The sequence below is a fragment of the Mesorhizobium sp. M0217 genome, from assembly GCF_040321955.1.
Lineage (GTDB): Bacteria > Pseudomonadota > Alphaproteobacteria > Rhizobiales > Rhizobiaceae > Mesorhizobium.
Map to the genome: position 1 here is coordinate 53,159 of NZ_JAMYSN010000025.1, position 20,258 is coordinate 73,416.

General features: G+C 61.0%; 11 protein-coding genes and 4 pseudogenes. 6 read left to right on the plus strand and 9 right to left on the minus strand.

The features are described from left to right. Positions 1 to 15: 15 nt before the first annotated feature. The gene (locus NKJ18_RS27215) at positions 16 to 2,076 is read left to right on the plus strand and encodes a hydantoinase/oxoprolinase family protein (RefSeq protein WP_352538807.1); all 2,061 of its coding nucleotides are present in this window, start codon (positions 16 to 18) and stop codon (positions 2,074 to 2,076) included. A gap of 32 nt (positions 2,077 to 2,108) precedes the next feature. Then, positions 2,109 to 3,902, plus strand: coding sequence for a hydantoinase B/oxoprolinase family protein (locus tag NKJ18_RS27220; protein ID WP_023768620.1), 1,794 nt, complete (start codon positions 2,109 to 2,111; stop codon positions 3,900 to 3,902). Positions 3,903 to 3,946: 44 nt separating this feature from the next. On the opposite strand, the gene NKJ18_RS27225 is transcribed toward NKJ18_RS27220, so the two are convergent. From NKJ18_RS27225 to NKJ18_RS27240, 4 genes are all read right to left on the minus strand, one after another. Next, positions 3,947 to 4,630 (minus strand): GntR family transcriptional regulator, encoded by a 684-nt coding sequence (locus NKJ18_RS27225; RefSeq protein ID WP_023737066.1) that lies wholly within the window; start codon positions 4,628 to 4,630, stop codon positions 3,947 to 3,949. 88 nt (positions 4,631 to 4,718) lie between these two features. Continuing rightward, the gene (locus tag NKJ18_RS27230) at positions 4,719 to 6,032 is read right to left on the minus strand and encodes an aspartate aminotransferase family protein (RefSeq protein ID WP_023768619.1); all 1,314 of its coding nucleotides are present in this window, start codon (positions 6,030 to 6,032) and stop codon (positions 4,719 to 4,721) included. Positions 6,033 to 6,065: 33 nt separating this feature from the next. Then, positions 6,066 to 7,046, minus strand: coding sequence for a transketolase family protein (locus tag NKJ18_RS27235; protein WP_023747620.1), 981 nt, complete (start codon positions 7,044 to 7,046; stop codon positions 6,066 to 6,068). Further along, on the minus strand, positions 7,043 to 7,924 hold the full coding sequence (locus NKJ18_RS27240) for a transketolase (protein WP_023768618.1): 882 nt from the start codon (positions 7,922 to 7,924) through the stop codon (positions 7,043 to 7,045). The genes NKJ18_RS27235 and NKJ18_RS27240 overlap by 4 nt, the downstream gene beginning before the upstream one ends. 98 nt (positions 7,925 to 8,022) lie before the next feature. On the opposite strand from NKJ18_RS27240, the gene NKJ18_RS27245 reads away from it, so the two are divergent. Beyond that, complete coding sequence (locus tag NKJ18_RS27245; protein ID WP_352793957.1) at positions 8,023 to 9,402, plus strand: aminotransferase; 1,380 nt, start codon at positions 8,023 to 8,025, stop codon at positions 9,400 to 9,402. Between the two features lie 122 nt (positions 9,403 to 9,524). After that, entirely contained in the window at positions 9,525 to 11,018 is a 1,494-nt protein-coding gene (locus NKJ18_RS27250) for an NAD-dependent succinate-semialdehyde dehydrogenase (RefSeq protein WP_023768617.1), read from the plus strand. A 77-nt stretch (positions 11,019 to 11,095) separates the two neighbouring features. Here NKJ18_RS27250 and NKJ18_RS27255 read toward each other — a convergent pair whose 3' ends face one another. After that, entirely contained in the window at positions 11,096 to 11,515 is a 420-nt protein-coding gene (locus NKJ18_RS27255) for a Fic family protein (RefSeq protein WP_023737287.1), read from the minus strand. Between the two features lie 23 nt (positions 11,516 to 11,538). Further along, positions 11,539 to 12,237: a Fic family protein gene (locus tag NKJ18_RS27260; RefSeq protein WP_245264324.1), complete on the minus strand. Its 699-nt coding sequence runs from the start codon at positions 12,235 to 12,237 to the stop codon at positions 11,539 to 11,541. 1,047 nt (positions 12,238 to 13,284) lie between these two features. On the opposite strand from NKJ18_RS27260, the pseudogene NKJ18_RS27265 reads away from it, so the two are divergent. Beyond that, positions 13,285 to 14,026, plus strand: a pseudogene (locus NKJ18_RS27265) (oxygen-independent coproporphyrinogen III oxidase); the annotation flags it as partial. Positions 14,027 to 14,840: 814 nt separating this feature from the next. Here NKJ18_RS27265 and NKJ18_RS27270 read toward each other — a convergent pair. From NKJ18_RS27270 to NKJ18_RS27280, 3 genes and pseudogenes are all read right to left on the minus strand, one after another. Then, positions 14,841 to 17,375 (minus strand): two-component system VirA-like sensor kinase, encoded by a 2,535-nt coding sequence (locus tag NKJ18_RS27270; protein WP_352760702.1) that lies wholly within the window; start codon positions 17,373 to 17,375, stop codon positions 14,841 to 14,843. 641 nt (positions 17,376 to 18,016) lie between these two features. After that, positions 18,017 to 18,394: pseudogene (locus NKJ18_RS27275) on the minus strand (type IV secretory system conjugative DNA transfer family protein); the annotation flags it as partial. A 267-nt stretch (positions 18,395 to 18,661) separates the two neighbouring features. After that, positions 18,662 to 19,020, minus strand: a pseudogene (locus tag NKJ18_RS27280) (DDE-type integrase/transposase/recombinase); the annotation flags it as partial. Between the two features lie 507 nt (positions 19,021 to 19,527). Between NKJ18_RS27280 and NKJ18_RS33055 the strand changes: the two are divergent. Next, a pseudogene (locus tag NKJ18_RS33055) lies at positions 19,528 to 20,062 on the plus strand (aldehyde dehydrogenase family protein); the annotation flags it as partial. Between the last annotated feature and the right edge of the window lie 196 nt (positions 20,063 to 20,258).

A 20,258-nucleotide genomic window follows, 5' to 3' on the forward strand; every position in this document is an offset into this window, starting at 1 on the left:
AGCTTCGGACCTTAAATGGCTTATCAAGTCTGCATCGATATCGGCGGAACCTTCACCGATTGCCTGGTTTCCGAGCCCGGTGGGAAAATCTCGATCTTCAAATCGCCCACCACGCCCGGCGAATTCGAGAAGGGATTCATCAACGTGCTGCACGTGGCGGCGGCCGGATACGGGCTCGATCCCGCGACGTTCATGACCAAGATCGACTTGATCGTACACGGCTCGACCGTCTCGACCAACGCGCTGGTCGAGCGCAAGACCGTCAAGGTCGGATTGATCCTCAACGAAGGACATCAGGACATCCTCGTCCTGCGCGAGGGGCCGCGCAAGGGCGCCTTCCAGTGGCGGCTCGACTATCCCGAGCCCTATGTCCCGCGCCACCTGACGAAGACGGCGCGGGGCCGCGTCGATGCGCGCGGGCGGGAGCTCACGCCTCTGTCGAGATCCGATGTCGAGGCGGCGATAGCCGACTTCCGGCGCTATGGGGTCGAAGCGATAGCGGTCGGTCTGCTTTGGTCGGTCGTCAATCCCATCCATGAAACAACGGTGCGCGATATCATCGCGCAGGCATGGCCGGAGATCCCGGTCACGCTTAGCCATGAAGTCAATCCGATGTCGCGCGAGTACAAGCGCATCATCGCGGCCGCTATCGACGCGTCGATCAATCCGATCGTGCGCACCTACATCGAGGACTTGCGGCAAGCACTTTCGCAGGCGGGTTTCCAGGGCGAGCTGCTGCTCGCCAACTGCGTCGGTGGAATGATGCCTCCCGCCGAGATGCTGCGGCGGCCAATCTACAGCGTCATGTCGGGGCCGACGCTGGCGCCGATGGCCGCGCTGGCGCTGAGCGACGAAGCCAACGTCATCGTCGGTGACATGGGCGGCACCACCTTCGACGTCTCGGCTTTGCGTGACCACCAGATCATCGTCACCCCGGACAGCATGATCCACGACGACTCGCTGGGGATCGCGAAAGTCGATGTGAGATCGGTTGGCGCCGGCGGCGGGTCGATTGCCTGGGTCGACGATGGCGGCCTGCTTCGTGTCGGGCCGCAAAGCGCTGGCGCGCGGCCGGGGCCGGCATGCTACGGAGCGGGCGGCACCGCGCCGACGGTCACCGACGCCAATGTCGTGCTCGGCATCATTGACCCGGATTATTTTCTCGGCGGCCGGATCAAGATCAGCCGCGATCTGGCCGAGAAAGCGGTCGCGAGCATCGCGACGCGGCTCGGCATCCCGCTGCTCGACGCGGCTTACGCCATCCAGACCACCAGCAACCACAACATGGTCGGGGCCATCGAGGAAATCACCATTCGCGAGGGCATAAACCCACGCGACAGTTTCTTTGTCTGCGGCGGCGGCGCGACCGCCATCCACATCGCCGAGATGGCCGACATATTGGGCTTGAAACGCTACATGATCCCGCGCTTCATGGCCGGGCTGAGCGCGTTCGGCGGGTTGATCTCTGATATCACGCGCGAGGAAAGCGCGGTTTTCCTGACCTCGACCCGGCGCTTCGACGCCGCCGGCGTCTCCGACATCCTGGCGCGGTTGAAGGTGTCGGGCGAAGCATTCCTCGAACAGGCCGGCGTTGAGCCCGAGCTGCGGCGTTTCGAGTTCTCCTTTCTTGGTCGCTACGAGTACCAGTCCTGGGAGATCGAGGTCCATTTCGAGGCCAATGAGGCGCGCCTCGAAGCGGAAAAACTCCCAAGTCTCGTCGAAGCGTTTCATCAGATGCACGAACGCATCTATTCGATCAGATCCGACCGCGACATTGTCGAATTCACCAACTGGAAGCTGCGCGCGGTGGGCAAGCGGGCCAATCAGGATGCTTGGAAGGATTTCAGGCTGGCCGACCAGGCGACGGCGCCGGTCGCCAAGACCCATCGGTCAGCTTATTTGCACGAAACCCGGGGGACGAGCTCTCTGCCTGTTTACGACATGGACCAGCTGGGCGCGGGGGCGGCGCTTGATGGGCCATGCCTGGTTGAGGCGACGACGTTCACCGCCTTCCTGAAGGACGGACATCGCGGGCGCGTGGACCCGCAAGGCAACATTGTCGTGACAGTCGATTGAGACTCAAACCTTCCCGAACAAGGCATCGTAAAATGAATTCACCTGTCATTCGCCTGGAGACGCCAACGCGCCGCGTCGATCCGTTCCTGATGTCGGTTCTCAAAAGCCGGTTCGAGGCGGTGGTGCGGGAAATGACGCTGGTCGTGATGCGGGCCAGCCGCTCAGCGGTGATCAAGAACGCCCGCGACCTGAGCTGTGCGATCCTGACCTATGATCACCGCCTCGTTTCCACCGAGGACGCGCTGCCGATCCACGTCATGTCGATGGATCTGGCGACCCGTCCGATAACGGAGTTGTTCGACGATATCGCCGACGGCGACATCTTCCTCAACAACTGCCCATACACTGGCGGCACCCATCATGCCGACCTGATCATGGCGATGCCGATCTTTTTCGACGGCAAGCCGCTGTTCTGGGCCGTGGCGCTTTCCCATCACGCCGATACTGGCGCGCCGACACCTTCGACCTATCTGCCATTTGCCAAGAACGTTTATGAGGAAGGGATCCACTTTCCCTGCGTGCGTGTGGTCGAACAGCACCGGGAGAAGCAGGACATCCTGCGCATCGGCATGATGCGCAACCGTGTTCCAGACATCTGGCTGGGCGACGTGCGAGCCCAGATCGGCGCCTGCAGGACCGGTCGACGCCGTCTCTTGGAACTGCTTGAAAAATACGGCCGCGACACGCTGCTGGATTTCGTCGAGGACTGGTTCGACTACGGTGCGCGTCGCGCCATGGCCGAGATCGCCAAATTGCCGAAGGGCAAGTTCTCCTACGAGGTCCGCCATGACCCGGTCCCCGGCGTGGCGGAGGAGGGCATCCCGGTCCGGATCACCATCGATGTCGACCCTGAAGCCGGCGAGATCACGGTCGACGTGCGTGACAACATGGATAACGTCCCTGGCGGTCTCAACCTGTCGGAAAACACCTGCACGGGCTCGTGCCGCATTGGCGTCTTCAACAATCTCGACGACGGCATCCCGCACAACGAGGGCGCCAAGAGCCGGATCAAGGTGTTGATGCGGGAGGGAAGCGTGGTTGGCAAGCCCCGCTACCCAGTAGGCACCTCGGTGGCGACCACCAATGTCAACGACCGGTTGATCATCGCCGGCAATTGCGTGTTCTCGACGATGGGAGAACCCTATGGCCAGGCCGAGAGCGGCTCGCACCTGCCGGCGGGGATCGGGGTGATTTCGGGCAAGGATCCGTTCAAGGACGGGCAGCCCTACGTCAACCAGGTCTTCATTGGCTACGCCGGCGGCGGCGCGCGTCACGGCTATGACGGCTGGTTGACATATTGCGGGCCGGCGAATGGCGGCCTGATCGCGCTGGATTCCGTGGAAGTGGACGAATCCATGTATCCCATCATCATTGAATCGCGCGGCGTGGTGGCGGATACCCAAGGCATTGGCGAGTTCGAGGGCGCTCCCGCGGTGGGCGGTGTCTTCTATCCCGTCGACCACGAGATGACACTGGTCTACTCGGCCGATGGCACAACCTTTCCGCCGCGTGGCGTGCTGGGCGGCGGTGACGCCAAAGCAAGTCGCAGTGCCAAGCGCGGCACGGATGGCAAGCTGGTGGAATTGCCGGCCTTCCATGAGGAGGCGTGCCGCGCCGGCGAGCGCATCGAGTTCGTTGCCTGTGGCGGCGGCGGCTACGGCGACCCGACCAAGCGCGATGTCCGCCGTGTCGCGGCCAGCGTTGGCCGCGGCTGGCTAACAAGCGAAGCGGCTCGCAAGTCCTACAAGGTTGCCCTGGTGCTGGACGCCGAGCAGGGCGTCTGGGCCGTCGACCAGGATGCCACCGCGCGCCTTCGGGCGGCCTGAGCCAGCGCGAAGAGAGGTCGCCAGCAAATGACCGGCGGCTTCGATCACGCCCGCTTGGCGGCCGCGTCCTGCTCGTCGAAATACCGCAACAGGTTCATGCCACCGCGCACGATGTCGCGTTCGATCGCCTTACGCGCCACCTTCTTGTTGCGGGTCCGGAACGCTTCGATCAGCGTCTCGTGCTCCTCCGCGCCGATGTAATCGTTCTCGGCCTGCAGATAATACACGTTAAGGATAGGGCCCATCGAGACCCACAGGCTTTCGATCTGCGCGATCAGCATATCCATCTTGGACAGGCGGTAGACGCCGAAGTGGAATTCACGATTGGCGCGACGGGCGCGGTCAGCATCGCCGGACGTTTCGCCGGCCACGAAATCGCGATGGATCTCGACCAGTTTTGCAATGTCCTTCTCCGAAACATGCTCAACGGCGAGTTCGGCCGCTAGTCCCTCGAGCGCGATGCGAATGAGCCGGACCTGCCAGTAACGCGACCGGGTCAGCTCTGGAACGGTGATGAACCGCCCTGACCGCAGTTCCAGCGCCTGCTCGCTGACGAGCCTGAAACAGGCCTCGCGCACAGGCGTGACGCTGGTGCCCAGCCGTTGCGCCAGATCCTGCATCAACAGTCTTTCGCCGGGCCGGAAATTGCCGGCGATCAGGGCTTCGCGCAGCGAGATATAAGTTCTCGCCGACAGACTGCCTTGCTCGATTGGCTGCATCGTGCTCATGGTCCACCGCTGCAATCTTGGCCGCACCGAATCGACAACGGATAGTGCGAGACGCTCTTATATCCTATAAGTCCGTTGCGAAACATGGCTAGGAGCTGGCGGGTTTCCCAGCGGAGAGCTTGCGCAGGATTGTCTCGATGATATCCAGCGATTTCTCGACTGTCGCCCGGTCATGGCTCCCTGACAGGTAGAGACGCTTGAGCGGAAGCGGCTGGCCGATCAGCCGGTTCGCCACCATCTCTCTGCGGAATGCAAGATCGAAAACATCGTCGTTGCCCAGCAAGTCCTGGTAGTCGCGGTAAGGACCGCTGAGGAAATAGATCAGCCAGACCGAGCCAAACCCGGCGCTCTGCGCGGGCAGGCCGAGGCGATCGATAATGCCATCCAGCTGCGTGCGCATGAAAGCGCCGAGGGCAAACAGGCGGTCGTAGAAGCCTGGTTTCGACAGCTCCTCAATCGTCGCCTGCATGGCGGCGAGCGTCGACGGCGTGCCGTTGAAAGTACCGCCCATGAACACGGATCCTTCCCCGGTCCGGCCGACGAGCGCCATGAGATCGCGACGACCGGCCACCACGCCAACGGGATAGCCTGACGAGGCCGCCTTGCCGAAGGTCGCGAGATCAGGCGTGACGTCGGCGATCGACTGATAGCCGCCGAGCGCGTGGCGAAAGCCGGTGATGACCTCGTCGAAGATCAGCACGACACCATGATCGCTGGTCAGGCGACGCAGCTCGCGCAGGAAAACATCCGTCGCGATCACCGACCCCATATTGTGAGCGATTGGCTCGATGATGATCGCCGCGACATCGCCTGGATTGGCCTTGAGATAATCCTCGACGGCGCCGGCATCGTTGTAAGGCAGCACGATGGTGTGACGGGCGGCATCCTCGAGGATGCCAGCACTGATGGGATCGTACTTGCCGATCGCCTGCGCGTGCGACTGTACGTTCATGGCGACATAGTCGTGCCAGCCATGATAGCCGCCTTGGAACTTGATGATGCGCTTGCGACCGGTGGCGGCGCGGGCAAGGCGCAGGGCGTGATAGGTCGCCTCCGATCCGGAATTGCAGAAGGCGACGAGATCCGCGCAAGGGATGCAGTCGACCAGCGCCTCCGCCACCTCGATCTCCAGCCGCATCGTTCCCGCACCGACAAGATCGATATCCTGCGTGACCGCAGCGATGCGTTCGCGCACCGCCGGATGACAGTGGCCAAGCACGTTGGCGCCGAAGCCGCAATGGAAGTCGGTGTACTGGTGTCCGTCGACGTCGTAGAGAAACGCACCCTGCGCCCGGGCAAATACATGCGGCGCGCCGAGCCTGCGGCTCGGGCTGAGCAATCCGCCCGGCATCACCGCACCGGCGCGCTCAATGAGTCGGGCGGTGTTATTCTGATCGGTCATCGGAATGTCCGTGCATGGCTATGGTCCGCCGGCTCAGCCGAGGGCTTCAAGAACGGTGGCCTCGATTCCCGCCGCGTCCAGCCGGTAGTGCTTGTAGAGATGCGTTGGCGGCGCAATCAGGCTGTATTCGTCGCGGATGCCATGGCGTATCAACCGTGCCGGGCTGCCCGCCTCCGCCAGGATTTCCGCCACGGCGCCGCCCAGACCGCCCAGGATATTGTGTTCCTCGATGGTTAGAATGAAGCGGGAGTGAGCCGCGGCCGAGAGCACTGCCTTCGTATCCATTGGCTTCACCGTATGCATGTCGATCAGTCCGACGGATTTGCCCGCCGCGCGCAGCGCGCGGTAAGCCTCCCTTGAGGGATGGACCATCGAGCCACAGGCGATGATGGTCAGGTCCGATCCTTCGCCGTGAACGATCGCCTTGCCGAACTGGAAGTCGACGCCGTCGTCTTCATAGACCAGCGGTTCCTGGCCGCGGCCAATGCGGAAGTAGATTGGCTGGGCATGATTGACAGACGCCTTGACGGCGGCCGCCAGTTGCGGGCCGTCAGCCGGCGCGACGACCGTGAGGTCGGCGATGCTTCGCATGATGGCAAGATCTTCCGTCGCATGGTGGGAGGTGCCGTAGAAGCCGAGTGAAATACCGGCATGATGACCGATCAGCCGCACCGGCAGAGCCGAATAGGCGACGTCGGTTCTGATCTGTTCGCAGCACAGCAGCGCCAGGAAAGAAGCGAATGTAGCGACGAACGGCATGGCGCCTGTGCTGGCCATGCCGGCAGCAGCCGAAACCATGTTCTGCTCGGAAATGCCAAATTGCGTGAAGCGTTCGGGAAAGCGTTGCGCGAACCGCACCAGCCCGTTGGAATATTGAAGGTCGGCCGTACCGGCCACGACCGGATAACCGTCTTCGACCAGATCAATGAGCGCGTTGGCCAGATAACTCAGGCCAGGCGCACGCGCGTTGATCTGGCGGTACTGCCAGGAGTTGGTATCGATCGGGCCGTTCATTGTGTTTTGCCTCCACGCTTGATCTCTTCGGCGGCCAAGGCCTCGTCCGATGGCGCGAGATAGCCCAGATGCCAGCCGGGTTCGGTTTCCATGTAACCAACGCCCTTGCCTTTGGAGGTCTTGGCAATGATGCAGACGGGCCGGGTGCGGTCTGCCTCGGCCTTCAACTGTCGCAGCAGCGTCGCGAGAGCGACGACGTCGTGCCCATCGACCTCGTGCACCTGCCAGCCGAACGCCGCCCATTTGTCGGCCAACGGTTCGATGCCGATGATGTCGTCGACCTGCCCGTCGAGCTGGTATCCGTTGCGGTCGACGATGGCGATCAGATTGCCGGCCTTATGGTGGGCGGCGGAGAGCGCCGCTTCCCAGACCTGGCCCTCCTGCATCTCGCCGTCACCGAGCAGGACATAGACATCGAAGCGCCGGTTGGCCGCACGGCCGCCAAGCACCATGCCGAGGCCGCCGGACAGGGCATGGCCGATCGAGCCGGAGCTGAAATCGACGCCGGGCACCTTGCGCATGTCGGGATGATCGCCAAGCGGATTGCCGAGCCGGGTGTAGCCATCGAGGACGTCCTTGGAGAAGAAGCCCCAGTCGACCAGCAGCGGGTAAAGGCCGACCGCGGCATGTCCCTTGCCCATCAGGAAGCGGTCGCGATCCGGCCATTGCGGCTCGCCGCGCCTCAGCCGCATCGCATCGTAGTAGAGCGTGGCGAATATTTCCGCGCAGGAGAACACCGACGAATAGTGGCCCACCTTGGCGATCTGGATGAGGCGCAGCGTCTCGAGCCGGACGAACTCTGCCCTGTCGCGCAACAGGGCGATCCGCTCCGCGTCGGGTGGCAGGGTGTTGTTTGAAGGAGTGGGTGCGTTGGCCATTGGACGTCACTCTCAGGATCATTTTTTCTCGACAACTTATAAGTTATAAGATATTCCTCGCCGAAGCAACCGCCTATCTGGTCGCAAGGAGAATTTTGATGAACAACGAATCGCGCGTGCTGGACATGGCCAGGCACTTTCATTCCCAAACGGATCCACGCCTGCATGAGGATCATGGTCCGTTGACGATCGTGGCCGGCGAAGGCGCGACCGTCACGGATGACGCGGGCAACCGCTATATCGAGGGCATGGGCGGACTCTGGTGTGCCTCGCTCGGCTTCAGCGACAGCCGGCTGGCCGCCGCTGCTGACCGCCAGATGCGCAAGCTCGCCGTCTATCACACCTTCAATCACCGCTCGAATGAGCCCACCGTCGAACTCGTTGAACAGCTTACCGCGTTGGCGCCGTTCGACCACGCGCGCGTCTTTCTGGTCGGCTCCGGTTCGGAAGCCAATGACACGATGGTCAAGCTCGCCTGGTATTACCAGGCCGCGCGGGGACGTCCGGAGAAACGCAAGATCATCAGCAGGTTTGGCGCCTTCCACGGCAGTACGATCATGGGCGCGGCGCTGAGTGGGCTGCCGCACATGCACAAGTCCTTCAACCTGCCGCCGCTTCCCGTCATATTCGCCGCGCGGCCGTTCCACTATCTCGACGGTCTGCCGGGCGAGGCGGAGCATGACTACGCCACGCGCCTGGCCCAGGAACTCGAGGCCCTGATCCTGGCGGAGGGGCCAGAGACGATTGCCGCGATGATCGCAGAGCCAGTCATGGGCGCCGGCGGCGTGCTGGTACCGCCGGAGAATTATTTTCCAAAGGTTCAGGCGGTGCTGCGCAAATACGACATTCTGATGCTGGCCGACGAGGTGGTCTGCGGTTTCGGACGCACCGGAAATTGGTTCGGCAGCCAGACTTTTGGCATGGAACCGGACATGCTGTCGGTCGCCAAGGGGCTTTCATCCGGTCATCTGCCCATTGGCGGCGTCATTATCTCCGACAAGGTCTACCAGTGCGTCGCCGACGAGGCCCACAAGGTCGGCGTGTTCGGCCACGGTTTCACCTATTCCGGCCATCCGGTGACAGCCGCCGTCGCCGCCGAGGCGATCAGGATCTACCGCGAGATCGATCTCGTGAGCCAGGCGCGCCGTCTCGGCGATTATCTGCATGCAGCGCTCGCGGACGCGCTCAACGACCATACACTGGTCGGCGAGGTCCGCGGCCGCGGTTTTATAGCGGGGATCCAGATCGTCGAGGATCGCGCCACCCGTCGCGCCTTTGCGCCGGAGCTGCGAATTGGCACCGATGTCGAGCGGCGGTGCCGCGAGCACGGAGTCATGATCCGCAACATGGGCGACGTGCTGGCAATCTGCCCGCCCTACGTCATCGCCCCTAAAGAGATCGATTACATGGTTGATGGCATTCGCGCGGCTCTTGATGAGACCGCGGCGGCCCATGCGCGGACTGACCAGTCGGCATGAACCCGCCCGGCGTGCGGCGAGACGTCGCTGGAGGGGCCGGCCGCGCGAAAGGCGCTTGGGCAAGCGCGAGCCGCAGCCAGCATACAGGATCCTGATTGTCTTATCCGAACGGAGGCCAGACCATGCTTCAGAAAACCAGCCATTTCATGCGCCAGGCCAATCTCATCAACGGCGAATGGGTGCAGGCCGACAGCGGCCAGACGGTCGACGTCAACAACCCGGCCACCGGTCTCAAGATCGGCACCGTGCCGAAGTCGGGCAAAGCCGAGACCCGCCGCGCCATCGAAGCCGCCGCGGAAGCTTTCAAGACCTGGCGCAAGACGACCGCGCTCGAGCGCTCGAAGCTGCTGCGCAAGCTGCACGACGCGATGATGGACAATCAGGACGTGCTGGCCGAACTGCTGACCATCGAGCAGGGCAAGTCGCTGTTCGAATCGAAGGGCGAGATTGGCTCTGCCGCGGCCTACATATTGTGGTTCGCCGAGGAAGGCCGCCGCACCTATGGCGACGTGGTGCCGTCGCCGTGGGCGGATCGCCGTATCCTGGTGACCAAGGAACCGGTCGGCGTCATCGCCGCCATCACGCCGTGGAATTTCCCGTCCTCGATGCTGGCCCGCAAGCTCGGCCCGGCGCTCGCCGCCGGCTGCACCGCAGTGGTCAAGCCGGCCTCGCAGACGCCATATTCGGGCCTCGCCTGGGGTGCGCTCGCAGAGGAGGTCGGCTTCCCCAAGGGCGTCGTCAACATCCTGACCGGTTCGGCAAGCGAGATCGGCGACGAGATCTGCGCCAATCCGCTGGTGTCGAAGATCACCTTCACCGGATCGACGGAAGTCGGCAAGCTTCTCATCCAGAAGTCGTCGGTCACCGTCAAGAAAGTGTCGATGGAACTCGGTGGCAACGCGCCGTTCATTGTCTTCGATGACACCGACCTCGAGCGTGCGGTCGCCGGTGCGATCACCGCCAAGTATCGCAATTCCGGCCAGACCTGCGTCTGCACCAACCGCTTCCTTGTCCAGGCTGGTGTCTATGACAAGTTCGTCGAGAAGCTCGCTGCCGCCAGCAATGGGCTGAAGGTCGGCTCCGGCCTCGAGGACGGCGTGCAGCAGGGGCCGCTGATCGACGAGAAGGCGGTCGAGAAGGTCGAAGAACTGATCGCCGACGCCACATCCAAGGGCGGCAAGATCGTTGCCGGCGGCAAGCGCCATGCGCTCGGCGGCTCGTTCTTCCAGCCGACCGTCATCGCCAACGCGACACCCAATATGCGCTTCATGAAGGAAGAGATCTTTGGGCCGGTCGCCCCGGTGTTCAAGTTCGAGACCGAAGAGGAAGCGATAGCGCTCGCCAACGACACCGAATTCGGCCTCGCCTGCTATTTCTACACCGGCGATCTCGGCCGCGCCTTCCGCGTCATGGAAGGGCTGAAATACGGCATGGTCGGCGTCAATGAAGGCCTCATCACCACGCCGGAGGCACCCTTCGGCGGCGTCAAGGAATCCGGCCTCGGCAAGGAAGGCGGACATCAGGGCATCGAGGATTACCTCGACACCAAATATGTCTGCATCGGCGGCCTCGGCTCTAGTGCGCCGGCTTTTCCCGCGTCTCAGAACGCGGAATGACGAACCCGCGGGTGATCCGGTGAAAATCTTTCCGGTTCCGAGGAGAAGTGACCTAAGATCGTGAGCGCCCTATGCTCTTACGTTTCCGGAAAAAGCTTCGGAAACAGCGCGTCCAGAGCGTCCGCCGGAAAGCGTAGGGACACTGGGCCCTTTGGCGTTTCCGACGCCAATAGTCCGAGCGCGATTACGTCATTGAACACTCGACGCGCCGTACGTTCGGGTAGTCCGCTAATACGGGATGCCTCGCCGCGGTCAAACTCACCGCGCGTGAGCGCTTCCTCCACGAGGCGGCCGGCTTCGGGCTTCAGACCACTGCGCTCCACATGCCGATACAGCCGCTTGGCCAACGTGTCGAGATCGAACAGTCCGGTCATGAAGCTCACCTGATCGATACACGCCTGCAGGAACCATAAGGTAAAATCGCCGAGTGCGCGTTCGGAGAGGTTGCCACGTCCGTCGAGATCACCCTGGCGGGGCATATCGGCATGATCCATCATGCTCTTGTAATCCGTTCGGCTTTTCACGCCACGTGCCAAGCCTCGTGAGATCGACCACAGCCCGTGCGCGGCGACCCCGGCCTGAGGGCCATGGCGTGGCTCATCAATCGGCTGACGCGTCCGTTGCCGTCCGGAAACGGGTGAATGTAGTTGAAGCGGTGATGCGCGGCAGGAATGGTCAGGATGCGTCCGGCCTTGCCCAGCTTATCGAAGCGATAACGCATGGCAAAGTATTGCATGAAATCGTTGACGCGATCGCTCGAAGGCGGTTCATGCCGGCCGATGGCGACGTCATGCTCTGGCTTCGATCGCCACTCACCTGGCGCCATGACGAACTCACGGCCGGAACCCTTGATGGTCAGCATGGGCGATTCCGCATCGCGGTAGAATTCCGCATGCAGCCATCGAAGAAAACCTACCGATGCCGGTTCCGGCAACTGCCCATCGGCAGCCAGGCGGTCGATCTCGGCTTGCACGCGAACGTGCGCGGCCGCCTCGAGCTGCAGATTGCGGCGGTTCTCGTCTCGATCGAAATTCCGACCAGCGCCCGTTCGATGTCGCGCGGGCGCGTATCGTGGCCTTCGATCAGGTTGCTGTAGTAGGTGTTCATGATGCGCACGAGATGGGGCGAGGTTGGCTGCGGTACGCGAGTGCAGGCTTTTGCCCAAAACAGCCGACGTCGCCAGGCTTGGACACAAATCGATGCTGCCGATGATGATCATGGCCGATGTTCGGCAGGCCTATCGTACTGACAACTACGCACAAACCGTAATTGGGGGAGCCATCTGGCCGATGCTTTGGCCGATCTATGACGATCGGCCGGACTCAGACAGGTTCGAGGTGGAAAACAGGCAGCTTTAAACATGGTTCTGCCTCGGCCAGCGCAAGATTCGCCTGGAGCTTCGCTTATGCTGTGTGAGCTTGTTCTCTCGCGCCCGAATTCCCCATGGATGGCCCAAAAGCAGGCGATCCATTTGTCATTTTTAAGTGCGTCGGACTGCCAGTTGATCGCGTTCTGACCCGACTGGGAGTTCAAGTTTGACCTGAAACTGACCGGGTGCTGGATGGCAGGCTTCATCCCCACCGGTCTGATATGAAACAACGTCCGGCCCCGAGGCTAGGCTGCAATCTCGGATGGCTTGTATGCGCCGTTTTTTTAGAGCGTGTTGCGGGCTTGGTCTGCTCAACCTCGGAGCTCTACGCTTCACGGCGTTAGGATGAGCGTTCGAGGCGCAGGATTACTGCCGACACTGCTCTTCTTGTTCGCATTGGGCAGTTCCCGTTGGAAGCTTCCATCTTGCCGACTGCTGAGTTTGGAGTCGCCGTAGCTGTGAAATCGAAAAGAAGCCCATAGGCAACGTTTGCCGCGACGCTACTGAGAGCTGGTCACCGGGAGAGCCGAAGGTAGAACGAAGTTGTCTCGTTGAGCTTGTATGTGGCGCCAGCATAGAAGGCCCAGTTCCCACCCCAAGGCTTATACAAACCGCCACCGTTAGCGCCGATCGCGTTCATGGCCTCGTCCTTTTGGCAGAGATCACCACGGTCGCTAGCTGGCGAGCAAAGTCCGTCCCAGCGCTGCATTATCTCGTCGGATCCGGCAAGCTGGCAGAATTTCCCAGGCGGAGCTGACGGGGAGGGATGGTGGGAATAAAACGGTGCGCGTGAGGTCTCGGCGGGAACAGCCAAGACATCTAAGCGGAACGGACTGGCATAACGCAAAGACACAGGCGAGCTCAGCGGCAAGGTGGTTTGTTATCACCATGGGACGCCTGCCGCGTCAAACGGTGGTGTCGTGGGTCGAGACGGCGAGGGCAGCGGTCGCCATGCGCCCCGACCGGCTTGCCTTGTTCGGCTACTCGCATATCCCATCCCAAATAAAGAACCAGCGCCTCCCATCGAGGCGGAATTTCTTCCCGACAGCGCTGCCCGCGCTGAACAGTATGCGGCTGTCGCCGTGAGGCTGATTGCCGCCGGCTACCGACAGATCGGGCTCGACCATTTCGCCTTTCCGGACGACGAGCTCGCGCTGGCACAGGAAACAGGTCGCCTGCGACGTAACTCGTTGGGCTACTCGGCTGACACCTGCAGAACCCTGATCGGTTTCGGCGCGTCGGCTATCGGCCGCACCGGCCAGGGATACGTTCAAAACGAAGTTACAGGGGATTCCTACATCCAGCACATCGCAGCTGGCCGACTGGCTACATCGAAGGGCCATCGCCTCACAGACGACGACCGCGTGCGAGCCGCAATTATCGAGCGATTAATGTGCGATTTCGAGGCTGACGTGCCGGCAATCTGTGTCGCCCACGGATCTGATCCGATCCGTCTTCGCGGTTCAGATGAGCGTTTGGCGATGCTGGCCAAGGACGGAATAGTGGACTTCGAAAACGGTTTTGTCCGCGTACGCGGGAGCATCGCTTTGGGATTCGCGCTGTCGCTGCCGCATTCGATGCTTTTAGGGATGGCGTTACGTATCCCGCAGGTGAGGGCAAGCAGACACACGGAAGCTAACACAGGGGGTATCTTTTGCCGGAGAGAACGAGCTGCCATCGTGCGGTGCCCGGTTAGTAGTGAAGCGCCGTAAAATGTCGACATAGGCGTTGGTGAACTGGACCGAACGACGAGAACAGCCTATCCAGTGTGTTGTCGGCAGTTAGTTCGAAAGTCCTGCTACACCCGATCCGATGCCTCTCAACGCCGAGGCCGCACCTCCGTGCCGAAGCCGGCCTTCCCAATGGTGGGTCGAGCCGTCGCTTACCCCGTGCTTGCCTCACAGATCCGCGACCGAGAACCCAGCCTCATGCTCCCGCCCTGCCGGGGCCTAGGTCAATCTAGCATGAAAGGAACACGTCGGAACCTGGGATATCGCTTGCCCGGCCGGGCGGCGATAGCCTTGTCGGGGCAGCGAGGAGCCGTAGCCGATGATGAACGCACAGGAGAAGTCTGGCGTGAATGGGGCGATGATTGTCAAGCTTTGCTCTCGAGTCATTTCGTCAACCATCTTGCGTGACCGATTGGCGACCATCTCCTCGTCCCGACCTTATATTACCCGTTGCCTGTCGCCGCCAGCGCGCAGTGACTTGTCAAGGATGGAGGCCCGCAGACCCCATCGCGCGGCGACTTGTCCTTGACGGTCACGAGCACGGCGGCAGGTTTGCCGTGGTCGGGGAGCCCTTCCTTGGGCGGAGCCGACGACGGTGTTCGAGGGGAACTCGCCATGAGCCGGGTGCGCAGAGATCGTCCGACGCTCTTGTATTTGCTGGATCCCAGCCGGCTCCGCCTCCGACTGCCTCGGTAGCTCGGTATCCTGAGCGCGTCGGCGGCATCATGCCATTATCATCCTACGAATTGCATGCTCCATCGTCCTGGACGAGACCGGTTTGGCTAGCCAAAGGACGAAGGTCTGATTACCAGATGTGATCGGCATGGGGTCGCTTCCACCAACGACGATGATGGGCACCGTCATCAGGGTGGTACGTAGAGCTTCGGGCTGTCCTGGCCCGAGGAAAGTCGCTTTATCGAAAATTAGGAGGTCGGCTGCCTTCCCGCTCTCGATCCAGTCGCAAAGACTCTCGAAGGTCGCGAAGCCGACCGGCTTATAACCCAGCGCGGCGATCTTATCCTTGTAGATCTCCAACGCTGCTGGATCGGGGTCAACGACTGCAATGATTTCTCCGTTGCCAAGTGATCCATCGCATGGGCCGAAAGCGCTATCAGCTCTGACCTGCTCCTCAGCGCAGGCCGGTAAGTAGAGATCGAAGCGTGTACCTCGGCCAACAGCCGAGGTGACGTCAAGGCATCCTGCGAGCGCGCTCACATGGCGGTCCACTGCAGCAAGACCCAGTCCGGTCCCGCCGACGCGAGAGCGCGTGGTAAAAAAGGGCTCAAAGATATGCGGAAGCACCGAACTTGCGATTCCTTGGCCATCGTCGCTGATGGAGAGGAGAACGTAATCTCCCGGTTTCAAGGTGCCCTTAGCCACGGGCTTCGTTTGACAGACGTGAGCGCGAGAAACGCTAATCTCGACACGGCCCTCATTCAAGAGAGCCTCCGACGCGTTCTTGCATAGATTCATAAGGATCTGCTGTATCTCGGTCGGGCTGCCCTCGATCACCGTTTGCCACTCGTTGATCTTGAAGTTCAACTGAACATCCGCACGAAGTGTAACCCGCAGCAATGGCGCGAGATCCATTACACTCTCCGAGACGTCGAAAGGCATCGTCACGCGCTTCCGATTTCGGCTTAGTGACAAAATTTGATCAATAATCAGTTTGGCTCGGTTGCTGGCCAAGATAATTTGGCCGATGTGGCCCCGAATTCTCGAGGGGCGACGCACAAGACCTTTAGCCATCTCTGCGTAGCCGACTATTGCTCCTAGAACATTATTGAATTCATGTGTAACGCCGCTTGCGATTGTGCCGACAGCCGTCAGCCTTTCCGCATGCTCCCATCGACTCTCAAAAAGGTTACGTTCCGTGTGTACACGTTGCATTTCAAGATGGTTGCCTAAACGCACAGTAGCGCTCGCCAGAACCAGGAGGTCGTCTGTGGAGGGTGGTGAGCGATCTCCTTCAAAAACAAGGATACAAACCGCAGCCTGCTGATCGGAGGCCCGGCAACCAACAATTTGACAAACACCGGTAGTGCCTACGGCAGTCCGAACCACTTCCGACGCCGGAACGACGCGAAACACTGGCTGTTCCGGGTGTACAAGTGAGACGACTTCATGGATTAGCGTGGCGTTCCAGACGCGCATGCGCTTGTTCGCGACAAAGTACTCGGTATTCCTGCTGATACTCGGATCCACCAGAGCAAGCGCGCATTGATCCGCATCGAAAACGCATTGAATGAGTCTAAGCGCCGCTTCGGTGGAGAAGCGCCGCGAAGCCTTCGTTGCTTGACTGTCGATGAAACAAGCTTCGATCTCACTCATCGCCGCTTCAAGCTCTAACCGCCTTTCCAACCGGTTCGTCCGCACATGCAGCGTGGAGGCTCGAATGGTCGCAAACAAGCAGAGGCATATGGACACCAAGCCAAAGAAAAGCCGTGTACGCTGCGCTTGCGCGCTGGCGAAGCTGTAGGCTTTCAGATGTTCTCGCTCCAATTCGGCAGCCTTGGCGAACGTGTCGAAGGATGGGATCCGATTGACAGCGCGGTCCAACCTCAACATTGAGGACAGGATAGCGCGGCCCTCGCGGGCAACATCCTCCGTGACTTGGTCCTGGCTAGGAGGAAGTCGGCGGAGAGACTGATCGATTTGTAATGCGAGGCTGAATCCCGGTCTGGCCGAAAATTGAAGGATCAGATTGGAAAATTCAGGCCTGTTCGACACTCCCCCCCAAAGGCGATTAGCCGAGCGAGCAAAGCGTACGAGAGAGCTTTGCAGAAGCTCATTTTGCGCGGCCGAGTTCGAGATGGCAGCTTCTGTGTTTTCGAGGGACTTTTTGAGCTGTGCAACCAACCTGGAGTGCACCCCGGAGCTCTCATTGGGCGAAATCTCAACAAGGCGTTGGTAGTTTTGAAGGTTCCTTTTTAATGCTTGCCCGGTAGAAGCAACGGAACGGAAGTCCAATACCATGTCGGCGCGGGCGACGTCTCGCTGGAGCAATGCGGAGTTGATCTGAATCGTCCGCAGTTCGCTTAGGACCGCCTCGTTGATCTGGGGGTCTTGCCACTGTATCGCGACCAAGAGCGCAACCGAGGCCACTAGGGCCATTACAGAAGCTTTGTCGGTACTGAGCCATTTTTCCCAAACGAACGGCGTTTGAGCCGCGGTGCGTGCCTTGCGAAGGTCCGAGTTGAATTCTAGCTCCCCATCGCGTCGGTGTGCGGCCGGATGCTGCTGGAACAGGAAAGCCAAGTGTACCTCTCCCCTCAAACAGGCGGTGTAGACACCGTTGCACTCTGCCCCCATGGCCCGCTGACCTTCCATTGATTCGCGGGCGTTTCGACCTCGACGGCGAGGCGGCAGCACAAGGCGGGCAACTGATCGCAGTTTTCGGAACTGGTCTTCCGAGAGATCATCGAAGGGGCATACAAGCGCACGCCTGCAGCAGCCGAGGATGATACCGGCCGGTCAAACGCAACTGGCGAGGGCCGGATCTGCTGTTGGCTGGCAGCTAACACTGGCGGGGCGGCGGCCTCAACTACGGCGTGCCTAGAGCCGGCTGCTGCGAAAGCGTCCGACACGCTTCCCTTGGGGTCATCCCGTCCAGCGGGCATTCTTGGATCGCTGAAAAAAGACGAGGCGGCTTGATGATCCTGCCCTCGCTGAAGCACCTCGCGAAACCCCTTTTCCAGTCGCAGAAGCTCCTCTGGACCGGTAGGCGGCTCGTCAGCTCGACCATCGAACAGCGGCCGGAGCGCCTCGGACACGTGCTGCTCAAAGCCCACTCGCCGGGCCTGGACCGCTTGCCCGTCTTCCAAGCCGGCGTCCTGCACCTGCGACAAAGCTGTTACACGGGATGGATTACTATTTCGCGGGTTCATACTAGCCTCACATCAAACTGTATCGTCAAAGTCCTGCGCCAATTCACACAGCGGGTCATCGAGTTGAGATTCTGCGGAGAGCGCCTCCTCTGCTCCCGTCAAGGGCGCCGGCTCCGGGAGGGCGCCTGTCTGGCTTTCAAAGATGCGTTTCAGAATGCGATCCGAAAAATATCGCACCTTCCTCAATTTTAATGGTGGCAGACCTTTGATGAGAACAATCTCGTAGTCGTCATCGAGCAGCCGAACCTGTTCGGGACGCAATAGCGGTGCACCTTGATGTGAATTCTGAATGTTCCAATCGAACGTTCGCGCCTGGCTGTAGGAAATCGATTGGGCTTGAAATGTGAATCCACCGATAGCTTTGGAAATGTAGTTCGGAGTCTCGTCATCTACCTCGATGTTCCTAGAAGCGCGCCGGCAGCCCGGGCGGGGGGCTTGGGGTTAGACTGCCAGCGCACGCCACTCATAAAGAGCGGCCTCTTTTCGCGGTTCGGACACCCATAGTCAACCCGGCAACGTCTGGATGCCCGCTGTGCTTTTTGCAGAGCGGCGATGCCGGGCATATCGGCCGATCCTGTCTAGGATGGTGTGGCCACTCTCGTCGGCCGAGTTGATGCTCCAGCCAGTATCGCCTTGCCGACCAGCATGAGTTCGCCGTTAGCAATCCATTGTTGCGGGCGTTCCAGTCACGGCCTTCCATTCGGCGATGGCTTGCAAGCGATGAACATGTATGGCGAGAGCAGAACGTTTGGGGCGGGGGACGAAGAGGTTGCGGAGGGCTGACAAGGTCGAGACGAAGCGTTGCAGGCCTCCCGGCGATCGGACCCCTGCATCATCCGCTCCCGTTTTCGCGGCGGCACATGGGAATTCTCCGCTCTGTTGTTCAACCCCTTGTGCGACCGGTGCTCGACGTCCGGCATCATCTGTCGCTTTGCCGCTCCATACGAGCGAAGCTAGTCGGTGATCATGCGCTTCGGCGCGAGCCCCTGCTTCTTCCACAGCCGCGTCAGCAAGCGCAACCTCTCGCAGGGTGCGCTCTCAGAGTTCGTTCCTGCGCAGCGGCCTTGTTATCTCGATACTGGATAAGCGTCTACGAACCTACGCGCCGCATAACGAGCTTTGTTGCGCTGGTCGGTTGCGAAGGGTGGCTCTATGCATCGCAGTGGCGGACGCGAAATCCTCACCATCCTTCTGCATCGCGCTATTTGGCTTGCCGAACACCCAATTTCGCCGGCACGCTGCCGCTGAATACGATGATCATCTCGCATTCTTGCTATGGAGACTGTCGTCCTTCCTGGGCACGCGGCTGACGGCGACGAAAGCGGGTTTATTCATGCAACACCCCTTTTTGGCAGGCAAGCTGGTGGACTTCGGGATGTCGGGGGCGAATATAGCGAAGACTCCCGCCGCTCGCTGATGCATTCTGGACGCAACCGCATCGAGCCGATGTGTTCGAGACGCTTCGCGGCTGCAGTCGCCGAACGATGGCGTGGTTATGCGACCTGTTCGGCATGGCTACCCCCGTCCAGTCAGGCGTTCACGAAGGTGTTTGTCGAGAGTTCGTGGAGAAAGTCCGCCACTTATCGTTGGCGAGGGCTTTGCTCCGGAGTGGCGATCGGTGCGCTGATCGACAGGCAGGCTCTGGCCAAAATCGAATCCCATGCCGTCGCGAAAGGCCGCAGAATCGATGCGGGGGCAAACGCATCGCGCGAATGGCACGTCGAACTATCGGTCCGGTCTCCAGCGAGATGACCATCGCGCAAGAAAGAGACATTCGGGCGGCTGGCGCCTGTGATTGCTTCGACGATGCGGATAGGTCGTGCATGAGGCCAACGACACGATCTATGGCCTTCCCCCACATTTGTGCCTCAAACGGAAGCGTGTTTGGCGTGTCGCCGAGGCCTTGGAATATGGCATAGTGGTATGAACACGGGACGCATGTCGTCGGAAGCCGCGCCTTTCGGCCGAGTGAAGCAGTCCGGCATCGGGCGGGAGGGTTCCCGCCATTGCCTCGAGGACTACCTCGAAATGAAATACCGCTGCACGGGCGGCATCTGAAGCATGGGCTTGCAGGGCTCGCAGACCGGTAAACCAGCGAGCCATCTCCAAATATGTGAATTGTGGATTGCTCCTCGACGGGAGCTGAGGGGCGGCTCCGCAAGCCTTACGACGCTCTTTGCGAGCCGTAGCTGCCGAGCTGGCAAAAGGCCGGGCTACGTCGCGCCAGCGCAATCGGCGCCCAGAAAATTAGGCC

Coding starts and splice junctions, on each gene's coding strand:
- NKJ18_RS27215 (WP_352538807.1), top strand. CDS start 16: ATGGCTTATCAAGTCTGCATCGATATCGGCGGAACCTTCACCGATTGC.
- NKJ18_RS27220 (WP_023768620.1), top strand. CDS start 2,109: ATGAATTCACCTGTCATTCGCCTGGAGACGCCAACGCGCCGCGTCGAT.
- NKJ18_RS27225 (WP_023737066.1), bottom strand. CDS start 4,630: ATGAGCACGATGCAGCCAATCGAGCAAGGCAGTCTGTCGGCGAGAACT.
- NKJ18_RS27230 (WP_023768619.1), bottom strand. CDS start 6,032: ATGACCGATCAGAATAACACCGCCCGACTCATTGAGCGCGCCGGTGCG.
- NKJ18_RS27235 (WP_023747620.1), bottom strand. CDS start 7,046: ATGAACGGCCCGATCGATACCAACTCCTGGCAGTACCGCCAGATCAAC.
- NKJ18_RS27240 (WP_023768618.1), bottom strand. CDS start 7,924: ATGGCCAACGCACCCACTCCTTCAAACAACACCCTGCCACCCGACGCG.
- NKJ18_RS27245 (WP_352793957.1), top strand. CDS start 8,023: ATGAACAACGAATCGCGCGTGCTGGACATGGCCAGGCACTTTCATTCC.
- NKJ18_RS27250 (WP_023768617.1), top strand. CDS start 9,525: ATGCTTCAGAAAACCAGCCATTTCATGCGCCAGGCCAATCTCATCAAC.
- NKJ18_RS27255 (WP_023737287.1), bottom strand. CDS start 11,515: ATGATGGATCATGCCGATATGCCCCGCCAGGGTGATCTCGACGGACGT.
- NKJ18_RS27260 (WP_245264324.1), bottom strand. CDS start 12,237: ATGATCATCATCGGCAGCATCGATTTGTGTCCAAGCCTGGCGACGTCG.